At 41.1% G+C, this 16,592-nt stretch carries 18 protein-coding genes; 9 read left to right on the top strand and 9 right to left on the bottom strand.

What is annotated here, in order from left to right; all coding sequences use genetic code 11:
- Nucleotides 1-32 precede the first annotated feature (32 nt).
- The 7 genes from cbiB (at nt 33) to D1B33_RS00955 (ending at nt 7,091) form a co-directional block, all read left to right on the top strand.
- Complete coding sequence (gene cbiB, locus D1B33_RS00985) at nt 33-986, top strand: adenosylcobinamide-phosphate synthase CbiB (RefSeq protein ID WP_118874462.1); 954 nt, start codon at nt 33-35, stop codon at nt 984-986.
- Nucleotides 961-2,034, top strand: coding sequence for a pyridoxal phosphate-dependent aminotransferase (locus D1B33_RS00980; protein WP_118874461.1), 1,074 nt, complete (start codon nt 961-963; stop codon nt 2,032-2,034). The genes cbiB and D1B33_RS00980 overlap by 26 nt, the downstream gene beginning before the upstream one ends.
- A complete protein-coding gene (locus tag D1B33_RS00975; RefSeq protein ID WP_147370369.1) occupies nt 2,018-2,626 on the top strand; it encodes a histidine phosphatase family protein in 609 nt (202 codons plus the stop codon). Before D1B33_RS00980 ends, D1B33_RS00975 begins: the two co-directional genes overlap by 17 nt.
- 125 nt (nt 2,627-2,751) lie before the next feature.
- A complete protein-coding gene (locus D1B33_RS00970) occupies nt 2,752-2,982 on the top strand; it encodes a DUF896 domain-containing protein (RefSeq protein ID WP_118874459.1) in 231 nt (76 codons plus the stop codon).
- Nucleotides 2,983-3,113: 131 nt separating this feature from the next.
- Nucleotides 3,114-5,108, top strand: a complete 1,995-nt coding sequence (gene tkt / locus D1B33_RS00965) for a transketolase (RefSeq protein ID WP_118874458.1) — start codon at nt 3,114-3,116, stop codon at nt 5,106-5,108.
- A gap of 403 nt (nt 5,109-5,511) precedes the next feature.
- Nucleotides 5,512-5,733: an aspartyl-phosphate phosphatase Spo0E family protein gene (locus D1B33_RS00960; protein ID WP_325049384.1), complete on the top strand. Its 222-nt coding sequence runs from the start codon at nt 5,512-5,514 to the stop codon at nt 5,731-5,733.
- 425 nt (nt 5,734-6,158) lie between these two features.
- Nucleotides 6,159-7,091 carry a hydroxymethylglutaryl-CoA lyase gene (locus D1B33_RS00955; RefSeq protein ID WP_118874457.1) on the top strand — a complete coding sequence of 311 codons (933 nt, stop codon included), beginning with the start codon at nt 6,159-6,161 and terminating at the stop codon, nt 7,089-7,091.
- Nucleotides 7,092-7,628: 537 nt separating this feature from the next.
- Here the strand turns inward: D1B33_RS00955 and D1B33_RS00945 are convergent.
- The 5 genes from D1B33_RS00945 to D1B33_RS00925 all read right to left on the bottom strand — a co-directional run bounded on the left by D1B33_RS00945 (nt 7,629) and on the right by D1B33_RS00925 (nt 11,126).
- On the bottom strand, nt 7,629-8,261 hold the full coding sequence (locus D1B33_RS00945) for a response regulator transcription factor (protein WP_118874455.1): 633 nt from the start codon (nt 8,259-8,261) through the stop codon (nt 7,629-7,631).
- A 22-nt stretch (nt 8,262-8,283) separates the two neighbouring features.
- Nucleotides 8,284-9,336 carry a sensor histidine kinase gene (locus D1B33_RS00940; protein WP_118874454.1) on the bottom strand — a complete coding sequence of 351 codons (1,053 nt, stop codon included), beginning with the start codon at nt 9,334-9,336 and terminating at the stop codon, nt 8,284-8,286.
- Entirely contained in the window at nt 9,333-10,013 is a 681-nt protein-coding gene (liaF, locus tag D1B33_RS00935; RefSeq protein ID WP_118874453.1) for a cell wall-active antibiotics response protein LiaF, read from the bottom strand. Before liaF ends, D1B33_RS00940 begins: the two co-directional genes overlap by 4 nt.
- Nucleotides 10,014-10,094: 81 nt before the next feature.
- Entirely contained in the window at nt 10,095-10,748 is a 654-nt protein-coding gene (locus D1B33_RS00930; RefSeq protein WP_118874452.1) for a PspA/IM30 family protein, read from the bottom strand.
- A 21-nt stretch (nt 10,749-10,769) separates the two neighbouring features.
- Nucleotides 10,770-11,126 carry a lmo0954 family membrane protein gene (locus D1B33_RS00925; RefSeq protein ID WP_118874451.1) on the bottom strand — a complete coding sequence of 119 codons (357 nt, stop codon included), beginning with the start codon at nt 11,124-11,126 and terminating at the stop codon, nt 10,770-10,772.
- Nucleotides 11,127-11,464: 338 nt separating this feature from the next.
- Between D1B33_RS00925 and sirA the strand changes: the two genes are divergently transcribed.
- Together sirA and D1B33_RS00915 are read left to right on the top strand one after the other, a co-directional pair.
- The gene (sirA, locus tag D1B33_RS00920; protein WP_158582893.1) at nt 11,465-11,893 is read left to right on the top strand and encodes a sporulation inhibitor of replication protein SirA; all 429 of its coding nucleotides are present in this window, start codon (nt 11,465-11,467) and stop codon (nt 11,891-11,893) included.
- Nucleotides 11,894-12,109: 216 nt separating this feature from the next.
- Nucleotides 12,110-12,328: a YneF family protein gene (locus D1B33_RS00915; protein WP_118874449.1), complete on the top strand. Its 219-nt coding sequence runs from the start codon at nt 12,110-12,112 to the stop codon at nt 12,326-12,328.
- Nucleotides 12,329-12,422: 94 nt separating this feature from the next.
- On the opposite strand, the gene D1B33_RS00910 is transcribed toward D1B33_RS00915, so the two are convergent.
- The 4 genes from D1B33_RS00910 to D1B33_RS00895 all read right to left on the bottom strand — a co-directional run bounded on the left by D1B33_RS00910 (nt 12,423) and on the right by D1B33_RS00895 (nt 16,589).
- Complete coding sequence (locus tag D1B33_RS00910) at nt 12,423-13,409, bottom strand: alpha/beta hydrolase (protein WP_118874448.1); 987 nt, start codon at nt 13,407-13,409, stop codon at nt 12,423-12,425.
- A gap of 273 nt (nt 13,410-13,682) precedes the next feature.
- Nucleotides 13,683-14,450, bottom strand: coding sequence for a 3-hydroxybutyrate dehydrogenase (locus tag D1B33_RS00905; RefSeq protein ID WP_118874447.1), 768 nt, complete (start codon nt 14,448-14,450; stop codon nt 13,683-13,685).
- A gap of 49 nt (nt 14,451-14,499) precedes the next feature.
- Nucleotides 14,500-15,837, bottom strand: coding sequence for a GntP family permease (locus D1B33_RS00900; RefSeq protein WP_118874446.1), 1,338 nt, complete (start codon nt 15,835-15,837; stop codon nt 14,500-14,502).
- A gap of 92 nt (nt 15,838-15,929) precedes the next feature.
- Nucleotides 15,930-16,589, bottom strand: coding sequence for a CoA transferase subunit B (locus D1B33_RS00895; protein ID WP_118874445.1), 660 nt, complete (start codon nt 16,587-16,589; stop codon nt 15,930-15,932).
- Between the last annotated feature and the right edge of the window lie 3 nt (nt 16,590-16,592).

Below are 16,592 nucleotides of genomic sequence, written 5' to 3'. Positions count from 1 at the left end.
ACAGTAGAATATATGATACAAGAGGTACAAGTATGAATGTAGTTATCTGTCTCTTCGCGTTGCTGATTGACCGGATCTTCGGTGATCCCCAAAAATGGACACATCCAGTCATTTTTATCGGCCGTTTGATAGAGAAACTGGAACAGAAATTAAATACCGGCCACCAGGGGAAATGGAAAGGGCTAATCTGTGTTATCGCAGTAATTGCAACGACTGCGGCAGTGGTTGGGATTGCGGTTTGGTTAAGCTACAAAATTCATTTACTGATGGGGGTACTGGTTGAAATTGTTCTGATCAGTTTAGCTCTTGCCCAAAAAAGTTTGCAGCAAGCTGCAATGCTGGTTTACGATGCACTCAATCAAAATGATTTCCAGACGGCACGGGAGAAATTAAGCTGGATTGTTGGTCGAGATACCGGGCATTTGGACGAGCAAGAAATTGTTCGGGGTGTTGTTGAAACAGTCTCGGAAAATACCAGCGATGGGGTAACGGCACCATTATTTTATGCGCTGCTTTTTGGTGCAACCGGTGCCTGGGTTTACAAAGCAATCAATACTTTGGATTCGATGATTGGCTATAAGAATGACAGATATGAACATTTTGGTTTTTTTGCTGCAAAAATCGACGATGTTGCCAATTATATTCCAAGCCGTATCACTGGATTTCTCATTTTATCTTTTACCAAACAAGCAAAACGGCAATCGTTCGTAAATCGATTTAAAAACTGGCGTAAGGATGCAGCCAAACACCCAAGTCCCAATAGTGGCTATTTGGAAGCTGCCACCGCTATTCAGCTCGGTATTCAATTGGGCGGCGAAAACCAATATGGAGGCATCAAGTCATTTCATGCTGTAATGGGAATGCCATATTTTCAACTGAATCGGCAGCATATTGTAGGTGTTATTCATCACATGTATGTGGCTACATTACTTTTTTATTTATTGATCGGAGGGATCCTCATTGCAATTACCATCGCATGGAGCTAATCCTGGCAAATTATATGAATCATTCAATATGGAAGTTCCTCAGAAAATTATTGACTTAAGTGAAAATGTGAATGCTCAAGGACTGCCCTTGGAGATTCAGGAAATGTGGCCTCAATTGGCCGATCTGCTACCGAGTTATCCGGATGAGCTGGCAGACCCCCTCAGAACAAAGCTCTCAGCGCATCATCGATTGCCGGTGGAAAATGTTCTTGTAAGCAATGGCGCATCAGAAAGCCTGGCGGTAATAGCAAGGTACTTTAGAGGAAAAAAAGCGTGCATCTTGCAGCCTTCTTTTTCCGAATATGAACGGACTTTATTGGCCGCAAATGTACAAGTGAGTTCTTTGCTTGTGGATGATATAACCCATTATTCCTTTTCCATTACAAAGGCTAAGCAAGCCATGAATGAGGCGGAGGTCTTATACATATGCAATCCAAATAATCCAACAGGTGTTTTAATTGAAGCGGATATAATTGAACAATTGTTGGAGTATGGGCAGAACAACAATTGTGCGATTGTGGTCGACGAGGCTTTTATGGATTGGGCAAATGAAGAGGAAACGATGATTCGTTTTGTCTCGGCTTATGAAAATTTAATAATTGTACGCTCCATGACCAAAATGTACAGCCTAGCTGGAATCCGGATTGGTTATATCTTGAGCCAATTAGCACCAAGTTTAAGACAGTTTTTGCCGCATTGGAATGTAAGCAATGTTGCCATAAGCATCGGTGAGCGTTGTTTGGAGCTGGATAATTTTGTTCAGCATTCTGTGCAATTGAATGAGAGCTGGAGAGAAGAGCTGAAAGCATTTTTAAAGCAATACAATTGTGAAGTATCCAATAGCCGGACAAATTATCTTTTATTTAAACTGCCTGAACCATTTCATCCTGATGACTTTTTCAAAGCGCTCTTAAAGCAAGGAATTGTCTTGCGGCACACTTATAATTTTATTGGTCTAGACGGACAATGGTTCCGTATAGCTATTAAAACACCTGCAAAGCTGTCAAAATTTAAAATTGCTTTTACTAATTATGTGCAAAGTCGTTAGGGTTTACCGCCACGGAGAAACTTTGTGGAATAAAGCAGGAATTCTGCAAGGTTGGCTCGATTCTCCCTTGACGGATAATGGTAAAAGGCAAGCTGAAAACCCCAATTTCCAGCCAGAGATTGTCTATGCAAGCGATTTAGGCAGAGCACTTCAGACGGCACAATTGATGTTTCCCGAGGTCGACATCAGAATCGATTCAAGATTGAGAGAAATAAATCTAGGTGAGTGGCAAGGGGAGAGCATACTCAATTTACAGCATGATCTGCACTATCAAATGTATTTGCAGCATCCGGAAAAGTTTATCGCAAATACCCAAGAAACATTTGGGCAAGTAACGGAAAGAATGCAAAGCTTTCTGGATTTCCTTATTCATAGACCTGAAAATAAAATTGCTGTCATTTCACATGGGGTGGCTATTGCGTGTTTATGTATTGCTTTGCAAAATAAACCTCTGTCCTCTTTGTGGGATGAAGGAATGTTAACAGGTGGGCAAAGTGTGACTCTCATATTCGATAAAGAGGGATGGACGATCCAATCATCGGGAAATATGAATAAAAATAAAACTTCCTGCGTTTATAGCAGCGATAGCTAGAGTTGTTTTTACTTGCACTCTCACCCTTTTTTCCTTACCTTTAAAGAGTTAACAATCATCATTAGTTTAATAAGAAGTTTAAAATATTCTTATCCTCAATGATTAAAATAGAAAGGTGAGAAACTATGTTATCACAAGAAAAAATTGCGCGGATCAATGAACTTTCCAAAAAGGCGAAAGAAGGCAAATTAACGGAAGCCGAAGCAAAGGAACGCAGCAGCTTACGCAAAGAATATTTGGACTCTTTCCGCAGTTCATTCCGCAATACTATCGAGAACGTCCAAATCGTTGATGCCAACGGAACAGACGTAACACCGGAAAAAATCAAAGAAATTCAACGCAACAAATTAAACTAAAGTGATATTGTGTCATAATTCAAAAAAGAGCGACAGAAATTTCGAAAATGTCCGGTGTTGGGATTGTTTTCTTAGAAATTCTTGTCTAAACTGTAAAAGAACAATATAAGCACGAGAAAGGATGTCACAACATGGCACAAACTGCTGATCTTTTAGCAATTAATGCAATACGAACATTATCAATCGATGCAATCGAAAAAGCAAACTCCGGTCACCCAGGATTACCGATGGGTGCAGCACCAATGGCTTATACGCTATGGACGAAACAATTGCGTCATAATCCACAAAATCCAAAATGGACGAACCGCGACCGCTTCGTTCTTTCGGCTGGTCATGGGTCGATGCTCCTATATAGTTTACTTCACTTAGGTGGATATGGACTGGACATGGAAGAAATTAAAAGCTTCCGTCAATGGGATTCAAAAACACCTGGACATCCAGAATATGGCCATACAGTTGGCGTGGAAGCGACAACCGGTCCACTTGGACAAGGGATTGCCATGGCTGTAGGGATGGCAATGGCTGAACGTCATTTAGCTGCTACATACAATAAGCCAGGCTATGATGTTGTGGACCATTATACGTATGCGCTATGCGGTGACGGCGATTTAATGGAAGGTGTTGCAGCAGAAGCGATTTCATTGGCTGGGCACTTGCAATTGGATAAATTAATCGTTTTATACGATTCGAACGATATTTCGTTGGACGGCGATTTAGAAAAATCCTTCTCGGAAAACGTACAAAAACGTTTTGAGTCTTATGGCTGGAATTACATCCATGTTGCAGATGGAACAGACATTGAAGATATCAATACGGCAATTGAAAAAGCGAAGCAATCCGAAGGCAAACCAACGCTAATTGAAGTGAAAACGGTAATCGGCTATGGTTCGCCAAATAAATGCGGTAAAGCGGATTGCCATGGTGCCCCACTAGGTGCGGATGAAGTGGCGTTAACAAAAGCGGCTTATTTATGGGAACACGAACCATTCCAAATTCCAGAAGAGGTATATACAACGTTCAAAGAAGCTGCCGAAAAGCAAGGGGTTCAACCAGAAGCTGAATGGAATGCAAAATTTGAAAGTTACAAAGCGGAATTCCCTGAACTGGCTGATCAATTCATCAAAGCGATGAACAATGAACTTCCTGCAGATTTTGATGCGGAAGTACCTGTTTATGAAGCAGGAAAATCGGTTGCAACACGCTCTTCTTCAGGTGAAGTAATCAACGCATTAGCGAAAAAAGTGCCATCCTTCTTTGGCGGAAGCGCGGACCTTGCCGGTTCAAACAAAACAACAATCAAAGGCGCTGGCGACTTCTTCCCGGACACACCGGAAGGCCGCAACATTTGGTTTGGTGTACGTGAATTCGCAATGGGTGCTGCATTAAACGGTATGGCGCTGCATGGCGGGTTAAATGTTTTCGGTGGAACATTCTTCGTATTCTCCGATTACGTTCGTCCAGCAATTCGTTTATCTGCATTAATGGGCTTGCCTGTAACATATGTATTCACGCATGACTCCATTGCAGTTGGGGAAGATGGTCCAACACACGAACCAGTTGAACATTTAGCATCTTTACGTGCGATGCCGAACCTTTCTGTAATCCGTCCTGCTGATGCAAACGAATCTGCTGAAGCTTGGAAATTAGCGGTATCATCGAAGGATGTACCAACGATTTTAGTTCTTTCCCGCCAAAACTTGCCAGTACTTGAAAAATCAGCAGAATTGGCTAAAGACGGTGTGGCAAAAGGGGCATACGTTGTTTCACCGGCATCAAAAGAAACACCGGATATGATTCTAATCGCTACAGGTTCTGAAGTTTCGCTTGCTGTAGAAGCGCAAAAGCAATTGTTGGCAGATGGAATTGATGCATCAGTCGTGTCGATGCCATCAATGGATCGCTTTGAACAGCAATCAGCGGAATACAAAGAATCCGTGTTGCCAAAAGCAGTTACAAAACGCTTGGCCATCGAAATGGGCTCTACATTCGGCTGGCATAAATACACTGGCTTCGAGGGCGATATCCTTGGAATCGACCAATTCGGTGCAAGTGCGCCTGGCGAAATCGTAATCGAGCAATATGGTTTCACAGTAGAAAACGTTGTAGCGAAAGCGAAAGCATTATAATTTTAGATGAATTAGAAAACCTTCGTGAACTTGCTTCACGAAGGTTTTTTCAGTGCTTGAAGATTAATTGCTGATTAAGCATAATGGGGCATGAGTAATAGAGCTCTGTTGAATCAATTTTTAATTTCTGGATAATATAATTCTTTACGTAGACAAACTTCACGGTGAGCCAGTGTTCCACCTTTAAATCGTATCCAAATTTCGTCATATGTCCATTACACCGTGCGTTTTAAGACCAAAACAAGAATGGCTATCATTGTCCTGATTGTGAGTCGGAACATATCGTTCGCTTTGGTAAATATTCAACAGCTAAATAAAAATATTATTTGATAACTTATATTTCAATTTTCCAGATTATTTAATATAATGAGTTTATTACATTTTATTGATTACGGGGGAATAAATGGTAATGATATCTTCTGAAGATCTATTGTTAATAGATCAAATTGTTGAGTTACAAAAGCATTTGATAGAGGTGGGTACCTCGAAGGGACTTGACCACCCCGAAACGTTAAAGTGTAGTGAAGAGATGGATCGGCTCTTGAATAAATTTAGAAGTATTTATTGGGAATCCCCGAATTATTTTCAACAACTGCTGGAAATAATTAAAAGTAAAGTACATTAAAAAGCAGATTTTTTTCTGTTTCTTAATGTGCTTTTTTGTTTGATGATACATATCAAATTGTGATTTGACGTTGATTCGATCATTTAACCTTTTTCATTCTTTTATGAATGCATTGCATCTTAAATCTGTAAGTTTATTATAATTAAATGGTTTTAAAGAATAAAGAATTTAATATGGCATTTAGAAGTAACTTTGCAAATTCCCACTTTTTCATTTTGGAAAGTATCAATTTTATTATTAGTAAGTTGATTGTTTACCAGTAATCAAGGAGAACCTACTCATTAGAAATCCCATAAAGGCCCGCTTTTCAGTAAGCTGACTCAAAAAAGTTTAATATACGAAGTACTTTAAATCACCCCCAACCATCCCCATGTAGAATGACTGAAAGCGCCCCCTCATATACATAAACTAGAAGGGGGTTGTACATGGTAAAAGACAGTCAGTTCAAAGGAAAAGTTCGTATAAAAGAAGTGGGGCCACGCGATGGCTTGCAAAATGAAAGAACTTTTATTTCAACCGCCGATAAGATTCATTTGATTGAAAAGTTATCGGAAAGCGGTCTTGATTATATTGAAGCAAGTTCCTTTGTCCGGCCAAGCTGGATTCCCCAACTGGCAGATGCATCTCCTGTCCTTACTAGATTAATTAGACGAAGGGGAGTCATGTATGCAGCACTTATACCTAATTTGAGGGGTCTCCAAAGAGCGTTGCACGTATCAATTGATGAAGCCAACATTTTCATGTCCGCCTCGGAAGGGCACAACAAAGCGAATATCAATAAAACAATAGAGGAGACTTTTCCGATACTTGAAGAGGTTGTAAAAGAGGCACAAGCAAATCATCTGACTGTTCGGGGGTATGTGTCCACGGTGATTGCCTGTCCTTATGACGGACCGGTGCAGCCGGAACAAGTCCTGTATGTAGTGGACCGATTGGTGGAAATGGGTGTCACGGAAATTTCACTGGGTGATACGATCGGTGTTGGGGTACCTCCGCAAATTGAGAGATTACTTGAACTGCTGTTGGAAAAATATCCTCCGACACTGTTCGCCATGCATTTTCACGATACTTATGGAACGGCAATTGCCAACATTGTGAAGTCGCTTGAAATGGGCATCAGGATATTTGATAGCTCGATCGGCGGTCTTGGCGGCTGCCCTTATGCAAAAGGAGCAACCGGCAATGTGGCTACCGAAGATGTGAATTACCTTTTGACGGCAATGGGCTATGAGACAGGCTTAGATCATGGGAAATTATTGGAGGCAGCTTTTTTCATTGAAAGCAAGCTAGGAAAGCCGCTTAAATCACGGCAATTGGAGATGGCCCGCGGTGAGGTGAAAGTGGATGAGTCTTGTTGAAATAGAGCGTTATGGTAAGCATATTGGGAGATTAAAATTAAACCGGCCAGAAGCTTTAAAATGCTTTGTCGTGTGAACTATTGCAAGAGTTCAACCGCTGTATTTTTGAAATATAACAAGTTTTTCAACACGGGTAGTCATTTTGACTGCGGCTGGAGATAAAGCTTTTAGTGTGTGGTCTGAGTTAAAAGAACACAAAACGCTGCCGCTATGCTGTTCAAAGCATTGGACAAACAGTTACCAATTTGGAAGCGCTGCCTCCGCCCGTGATTGCAGTAATGAACGGCGCAGTTTTCGGAGGAGGACTGGAACGAAAATCGCAAATAGAAAGTGAATTCGTAAATAGAAATGAGAAAATCGCAAATAGACGATAAGAATTCGCAAATAAAAATAGGAAAATCGCAAATAGAAAGTGAATTCGCAAATAGAAATAAGAAAATCGCAAATAGAAATCAAGAATTCGCAAATAGACATACAAAATTCGCAAATAGAACAGCTATCTCCCAATTAGCCAAAAACCATCATCCTAGAAATGCTCTACTTCACAAGTCCATTCTGAAATGCATAAACAACCGCCTGGGTGCGGTCCTGAACCTCCAACTTCGCCAAGATGTTGCTTACATGGGTTTTCACGGTTTTTAACGCAATAAATAATTCATCGGCAATGTCTTGGTTTGTTTTTCCTTGCGCTACCAATAACAAGACTTCCATTTCCCGTTCCGTTAGCTGTTCATAAAGGGGAGATTGGTTATGGTTTCTCATTCGGCTGATCATTTTCGTTGTTACTTCGGGTTCCAGTACTGTTTCCCCATTCATTGTTTTGCGAATGGCATCCGCAATTTGTTTGGCGTTCGATGTTTTCAAGATATAGCTGACAGCACCGGCTTCCAGCGCGGGGTAGACTTTATCATCATCTAAAAAGCTCGTAACCATCATGATTTTCGCTTGGGGCCAGCTTTCCAGAATTTTTGCTGTTGCTTCCGCGCCCGTCATGATGGGCATTACGTTATCCATCAATATGATATCCGGCTTTAGCTGGAGTGCTTTTTCAACGGCTTGTGCGCCATTTTCCGCTTCTCCCACGACCGTCATATCCGGTTGAGCGGTAAGGTAGGCAGCAACGCCGATTCGCACCATTTCATGATCATCCGCAATCAAAATTTTAATCATGCTTTTTCCTCCAATTCATCAATTAACCCAACTGCTTCTGTTCGTCCGTTTTTTCGCGATTCTCTTTGTTTCCAAGAGGGACCTTCACTTCCACGATGGTACCTTCGCCGGGCACCGAAACAATTTTGTACGTACAGCCGATTTCCACAGCGCGTTCCACAATATTTTTTAGCCCATAAGATGTGGATTTGTCGGTCTCCATATTAAAGCCTTGACCGTTATCCTGAATGCGCAGGATGCCCACTCCATCTCTTGCAATCAACAATAATTCCACTTCCGTCGCTTTAGCGTGACGCAATGTATTCGACAACCCTTCTTGTGCAATTCGGAACAAGTGGTCTTCTTCGGCTTTGGATAATACAATTTCTTCAATCGTATATTCAATATGAAAATACACTTTTTGCTGCAATTCGAGAATCAATTCGGTTAATCCTTGTGCCAGTGTATTGTTTCTAAGCGCAATCGGACGTAAATGGAGCAATAATGCACGCATTTCAAGTTGAGCCTGCTGCACGATTTTTTCAACTTGCTGCAATGTAGGTTTCGCCGTGCCGAGTTCATCTTCCTGCTCGGCAATGGCAGATAAAAGCATGGATGCCGCAAAAAGCTGCTGTGAAACCGAATCATGCAATTCACGGGCAAGTCTTTGGCGTTCCGCAATGATTCGTTCTTGAATGATTTTATCGCTTGCTTCAGCCTTTTCATTTGTCATGCGCTGCAAGCTATTGCGCTGAGTTTCGATTAATTCATTCGCTTGCAGCAATGCTTTTTTAAGAGGACGGGACACGGTTTTCTTTTTCACTGTAAAATCAGGTTCGATTAATTGTTTGACATGGCGAGTTGCTGAAAGTTCCCTTGATCTGCCGATAGCACCCATCCATAAACTGATAAGAAGGGATACAAAAAGTACACAAATCAAAATAATGGCAATCAATGGCGGTTGATTGGCATCGAACTCATATAAAAAACGCCACTCCGCTTCAAGAGGAGAACCTAAGAAAAGAAACAAAATCCCGAATGTCATGCTGCCCAGCAATAAAAATAAGGTGATAATACGGAAAGTAAACGAAATCATTTGCGAATCACCTCCACATCCCCAAGCCACGTTGCAACATGAATGATTAATTTCCGTTTGGCCTCGCTTGCCTCGCCATCTTCAAATACAAGTTTTTCATTAATCAAGCGCTTGGATGCTTTGCCAAACACTTTTGCTTCTCCTAAAATCGTGGAATATTGTAGCTTTAACGGTATTTCATAAGGCAAAATAATGGTTACTTTTCCGATGGACTGGCGAACGGAAATGACGGAAGTTCCAGCAGGCAAAATGGTATCCGTGACATCCAGCGTAATATCCCCAATTATTTTTTGAATTTGTACATCATTCCACTTATAGCTTTCAAGCGGGGAAGAAGTATTGCCTATTAGTTCATTTTGCGCAATGGTAGCTTCTAGATCGTGCATTTGTAGAGTGACCACTTTTTGTTCTTTCGTAACATGTTTATATAATATGTAGATGAGCACCCCGGCAATTAATAAACGCAAGCTCCAAATGCTCAGGATGGCAATAAAGACAAAGAAAATGCCGGCCCACAATAAATACTTCTTTCTTTTGGAAAAACTGAAATAGAGCAGAAGTGCGCCGAAAATCAGTAAAAAGGCGCCACCATTATTGAAAATTGTAAGCTCTACGAACACGATGAATAACAAGATGATCGCTAGAATCGTTAACTGGTTCGTACTGAATCTGTTCATAGATGGTCCTCCTTTTTACGTGTTCGCACAACACTAGAGGAGAAGACAATCGCCTTCTCCCAACAAATGTCATTATACCATTTACTTAGCTTCTATGGCTTCTTCTTTCGTTTCGATTGAAAGAGTTTGTGGTTGTGCTTTTTCAAGTTGAGCCAACCGAGCTTCCAATTGCGTTCGTTCATAATCTTCTTCGATTTTCTCGGCTAAGTTGTCAATATAAGTTGAAAGGTCGTCAAATGTGGATTCGTCTTTTGATTTTAGCACTTCATCCATTTTATGATGGGCGCGCGTGACATTTTCCTTGCCCATTAACTGCAGCTGGCGGACTTTCATATCCTTGATTTTATGTTTCATCGACTCGAACTTTTGTTCCAGCTCGACAAATTCCTTCGTTGTATTGGCGATTGATTCTAAAAGAGTGGATTGGCGTGTTCTGTAATTGTTTACTTCCTGGGAAGCAAAAGCAACCAAATCAAGTTCGTTTGCTTTTTCAGCCATTTCCAACTGTTTTGTTCTTTTTTCAAGCATGTTGGTTGTTTCTTTCAACTCGTTTTCAAGTTGTTCTTTTAATTGCGATTGTCTGTGAAGCAATTTGCCTGTTTGTTCAGTTTGTTTTTCTGCTTCTCGAATATATTGGTTCAGCATAGCGATTGGATTTTTTCTTTCTTTTTTGTCAAACATTTCATGCAGGTCCGCCTGCACCGTGTATTTAAATCTTTGTAATAAACCAACCATTTTTTTCTCGCTCCTTTAATATTATTTTGTCAACTTTGCCCATTCTGCTTCAAAGTTTGTAAATGGATCATCTTCCTTGATGATCGGGGACTTGCCAAATGAGATTTCTTCGTTGTTCCATTTTTTATATAGAACGTAAATCAAGTAAATTGCAGCCAATCCGATTAATGCAGGGACATTGGAGATGCTTGCAAAGATTCCAACTAATCCAACCGCAATCCAGAATACCTTGGCAAGAGTGGATTTTGCTCGCACATAATAGTGCATTCCCAAGAATACAAGCAATGCAGAGAATGCAAATGCAACCAATGGGCCCATTAGGCTTAGTGCAACAATTGCAGCAATACCTCCGACAACAATCAAGAATAATTTTTTCACTATTTCTCGCTCCTTTCACAATTTTTTTGCTCTTAAGAAAAAACAATGGTAATTTCATTTCTTTATGCCATCATGTTTTCTAATAACTTCATGTTACTCTTTTGGCAAATTTCCTAAAACGGCCTTCATCTGCATTTTCATCTAGGTCTCGGGGCTGAGAGCGCGTAGGTTCAAAAAAAAAAAACCATAGTTTGCTCTCTGTAAAATAGGGAAGGTTTATAGTAAGTATTATGGTTTCTCTTTAATGTGACAAAAATAGTGTAAGAATTACTCCGCCATTTGACAAAATATTCAAAATTTTTATTTTATAATACTTGGTAATGGGAGGAGGACGAAAGATGAGAACCTATTCAATCTTTAATATAAAAAAAGAATATCAATCTTTTGTATTTGGAAGAGAAAGATTGCTTCTTGAAATGGTAGCGACAAAAGAGCAAGCTCTGGAGTCCTCTGTTGGCAAGCAGCTTAGCTATTTGTGTGAACCGATTCAAGGTAAGATGGTACAAGGCTTCATATTTGAGCATCTGAAGAAAAGCTTTCCGACAATGGAAGCGGTGGACGAGTATTTGCAATTTGAACACCAATTTAAAGGTGGATTAAAATTAAAAGTCTATCCTTATCATATAGAAGCAATTTGTGAAGGGTCGCGTATGTTGGATCTCGATTTGTTCCATAGCTTAAGCCAAATGAATGATTCGTTTATCGCTTTCAATACAGATGAAGCGGAATGCGGTTGGCTGAAACCGATTAAACATGCCTCATATTAGGCGAGAGATAAGTTTTGCTATACAAATTTTTTGCCGAAAACACTAGAAAAAACGAGTTCAAAAGCTAGTAACAATGCCGTTTATAGTGTATAATCCTTCATGGGATGTTACAGATTTCTTGAGAGAAAAGAACAAATATTTTCTCGAAATCTGGACGCAATTACGTCTAGCGTAGTTAATCCGTAGTATACAGGCAGTGGAGGAGGTAGGCAGAAAATGGCTACATGGGTATGGATTCTCATCGTAATTATCGCTCTAGCAGGGGGCGTTGCATTAGGTTTCTTCTTGGCACGTCAATATATGATGAAATATTTAAAAGAAAATCCACCAATCAATGAACAAATGATTCGTGTAATGATGGCGCAAATGGGACGTAAACCATCCGAAAAACAAGTTCGCCAAATGATGGCACAAATGAACAAATTCCAAAAATAATGCAAGTTTATAACAACAGTTAAACCCAACTGTTGTTTTTGTTTTTAGACACAAAATAAAGGGAATGGCTCTTTGTAGCCATTCCCTTTAATCATTAGGAAATCTCTTTTTCATCTATTGGAAAGTTCTCTGAATCGGGCGGCATTTCCGGCTCTTTTGTATACACGTATTTTTCCAAGAATTCTGCAACGATCTGTTCATATTCTTGCGGGTTGACATTGAAGGATTCCGCATGGCCGCCTTTTTCAAAGAGTTTCAGCATTTTGGGCCCTTCTTTTTCTTCATACATTTCTTTTGTCATATAAGGCAAGATAAAGTCATCTTCTAAACTATGGATAAACAGAACAGGGGATTTTATATTTTTTACCGCTTCTTTTGGTGTCACGCTTTTAAATGAATAGCCATCTCGTATGCGCAAAAAAAGATTGGCTACGTGTACGGGGATCTTTGTTCGCAAAGCGGTTGCTCTATGGACAATTTCGGAAATCAGCTGCGCAAAATTCGAAAAGCCGCAATCCGCAATATAAAAGTCGGCACCATCTTCAATTAACCCGGCATATAAAATCATGCTCGCCGCGCCCATCGATTCACCCTGAATCCCGATAATGGCCTCTTCTCCCACAATGGATTTTAGGGTCTGGACCACGGCAGCGACATCAAATTTCTCATAATATCCATAACTTGTTGTCTTGCCGCCCGATTCACCATGTCTGCGGTGGTCAAAAACAAACGTATTGTAGCCAAGTCTTTCAAACATCCGTGCATACTTGACCATGCTTATTTTATTTTCAGTAACGCCGTGGCAGATGATGATGGTATTTTTTGTTTGGAGGGGTTTTAAGAATATGCCTTTTATAAAATAGCCATTGGGAGAATCGATCGTCATTTCTTCTTTTGGACATTGATTAAACCAGTTTTCATCAAAACGCTGTGCTTTTAATTCACGATCATAGACAAAATCGACGTCTTTTTTCTTGATATACATCAGGCGATTGGTCGCGGCAAAACCGAAGACAGCAGCGCTAGTAGAAAGGATGGTTGTAAGAATACTGGAAACCCACAGGAATTTTTTTCGTTTCATTAAAAACACCTCGATTCTTCTTTAGTATTTATCATAAATTTAACACTATTCACCAATTTTGATTGTACCACTAACTTTTGCATTTTTAGTGTGGCACGTTTTGAATTTTGTAGATGAAAGAAGGTGAAGGGACGCGTTAATACAGTATATTTTGGATTTTCCCATTTTGTTCATGCGCTTTGTACTTCAATCCTTAATTGTCCTGTTTATTAAAGATGGGCGCAAAAAAAGCGCCTCTTTACTAAAAGGCGCTCCTCAAAAATACATTTAATATTACTGAATCGTATAACCGCCATCCAATACAACTGCCTGGCCGGTCATTCCTTTGGATGCATCGCTTGCGATGAAGAGAGCCAGGTCCGCCACCTCGGACACGTCAAGCAGCCGTTTTTGCGGTACGAGCGGGTAAATCACTTCCTCGAGTACATTTTCCAATGGCACGTTTCGCGTTTCGGCTAAGTCCTGCAGCTGGTTGCGAACGAGTGGTGTGTCCACATAACCAGGGCAGATGGCATTCACTGTAATCCCGTCTGTTGCCGTTTCAAGTGCGGCTACTTTTGTCAGCCCAATTACGCCGTGTTTCGCGGAGTTGTAGGCGGCCTTGCCTGCAAAACCGATTAGTCCGTTGATGGATGCCATGTTAATAATCCGGCCAAATTTTTGTTTTCGCATATGCGGCAAAGCATGTTTGATTGCAACAAATGGCGCGGTTAACATAATTTTGACCAGCAACTCAAAACGCTCTGTTGGAAAGTCTTCAATCATCGCAACATGCTGCGTGCCTGCATTGTTGATGAGTACATCAAGGCGGCCGAATGTGTCAATGGCTGTTTGGATCACGTGTTGAATTTCTGCTTCCTGCGTTACATCGCATTTTAACCCGATTGCATTTTCACCGAGCGAAAGGGCAGCATCCTTTACTTTTTCTTCATTAATATCCGCCAATACTAATTTTGCGCCCTGACCATAAAAAGCTTGAGCGACTTGAAAGCCAATACCTTGAGCGGAGCCTGTTATAAGAACTACTTTATCTTGCACCATTCTCGAACCCTCCTATTTTTGCCTCATATAGGCTATTAAACTTTCTCAATTAAATTCCCAATCCTAGAGAGAATAGAATAATGGCAATTATTACACCAATCGCAGGTGTGACAACAGTTGTTGCTGCTACGGACCAATAAGCGTCTTTATGCTTTTCGCCACAGACGGACTGAATTGTCGTAACAACATAGCCGTTATGCGGTAAAGAGTCGAGTGCCCCTGAAGAAATCGCCACGACTCGGTGGAGTGCTTCTTGGTTTACCCCTGCATCAATATAGCCTGGCGCAATTAACGGCAGGGCGATTAATTGACCACCCGAAGCCGAACCGGTCATTCCTGCGATGACGGAAACGGCAACAGCTGCACCGATTAATGGAGAACCAGGAATGCTTGTCATTGCTTCAACTGCTGCATTAAACGCTGGCACGGCTTTTGCGACTCCGCCAAAACCGACCACCGCAGCGGTATTTCCGATGGCAATTATTGCACCAATTGTCCCTTCGGAAACCGCTCCCCAAGCGTTCTTGAAGTATTTCCAACTAACAATAAACGTAGCGATAATTCCACCCAACAATGCCAGGATTAGTGCAGATTGCTTTAACGAGTCGTGGAAGATAAATGAAATGATTAGTACGACAGCTAGTGGAATAAATGCCAATAATGGGTTTGGCAAAGCTCTTGCTGAATCAAATAATGGATCCGAATCACGAGCCACGAAACGCTCGCCTTTATCAACCGCTTTTTTAATAATTCGTTTTAACCACCAATAACCGAATACGGCCATAAATACGGCCACAATAATACTGACTTCCCATCCTGCATAAGGAGTCGTTTCCAGGAAATCCATTGGAATCCAGTTTTGAATTTCAGGAGAACCAGCCGATGTCATTGTAAAGGTAACCGAACCCAATGCCAACGTTGCCGGAATGAAACGGCGCGGTAAATCCGCTTGCTTGAATAGCGAAAGTGCCATTGGATATACGGCAAAGGCAACAACAAAGAGGGAAACACCTCCGTAAGTTAAAATCGCACAGGCAATGACAATGGCCAAGGTTGCGTACTTCATCCCCAGTTTATCGACGACGAATTTTGCGACCGAATCGGCAGCTCCGCTATCTTCCATCACTTTCCCGAATACTGCCCCCAGCAAGAACATCATATACCAGGACATGATGAACCCAGTAAAGCCTGTCATATAGTTTGTGACAAAGTTCGCTGCGCCCTCTTCTGCTAGTTGCGGAAATAATGGCATGCCTGATAAAACCGCAACAAATAGGGCAGATAAAGGTCCAACAATTATAATGTTAATCCCTTTCATTGTTAACCAAATAAGTAAAATAAGACCGCCAATCAAACCAATCATACTCAATGTAATATTTCCATCCATCCCCATGTACCCCCTTTAATCTCTAAACTTCTCCATCGTGAAGGTGTGACTGCCGATAACACTATCGCCACAGTAAAGATTGTTCAATGATGTTAAATGGAACGATTCTCCAATACATCCTCTACGATTAAATCCGCTTCCGTTGACTGCACAACATCTTCCACTGTAAAGCCGTCGAACACCTCCTTTAATCTCAATCCTTGTGGTGTTACTTCAATTAGCGCTCTTTCCGTAATGATTTGATTCACCACACCCTTTCCGGTTAAAGGCAATGAACATTCTTTCCTGATTTTTGGCGACCCATCTTTTGAGACGTGTTCCATGATGACAATCACCTTTTTCGCGCCATGAACTAAATCCATTGCACCTCCCATTCCCTTGATCATTTTTCCTGGAATCATCCAGTTCGATAAATCGCCTTTTTCAGAAACTTCCATCCCTCCGAGAATCGCGACATCAATATGCCCGCCGCGAATCATGGCAAAGGAATCCGCACTTGAGAAAAAGGCAGAGCCGGGAATCGTTGTCACCGTTTCTTTTCCGGCATTGATTAAATCAGGATCAACTTCATCCTCGGTCGGGTAGGGACCTATGCCAAGTAAACCGTTCTCGGATTGCAAGATGACAGATTTATTTGGTGAAATATAATTCGCTACCAATGTGGGCATGCCAATTCCAAGGTTGACATAATCGCCGTCTCTGATTTCTTTTTCCGCGCGTTTGGCAATGCGCTCTCTTATTGAAAATGTCATGTT

It is taken from the genome of Ureibacillus yapensis (genome assembly GCF_003515775.1).
GTDB lineage: Bacteria > Bacillota > Bacilli > Bacillales_A > Planococcaceae > Ureibacillus > Ureibacillus yapensis.
The sequence above is the reverse complement of the archived record's forward strand: the minus strand, read 5'-3'. Positions and strand labels throughout refer to the sequence as shown.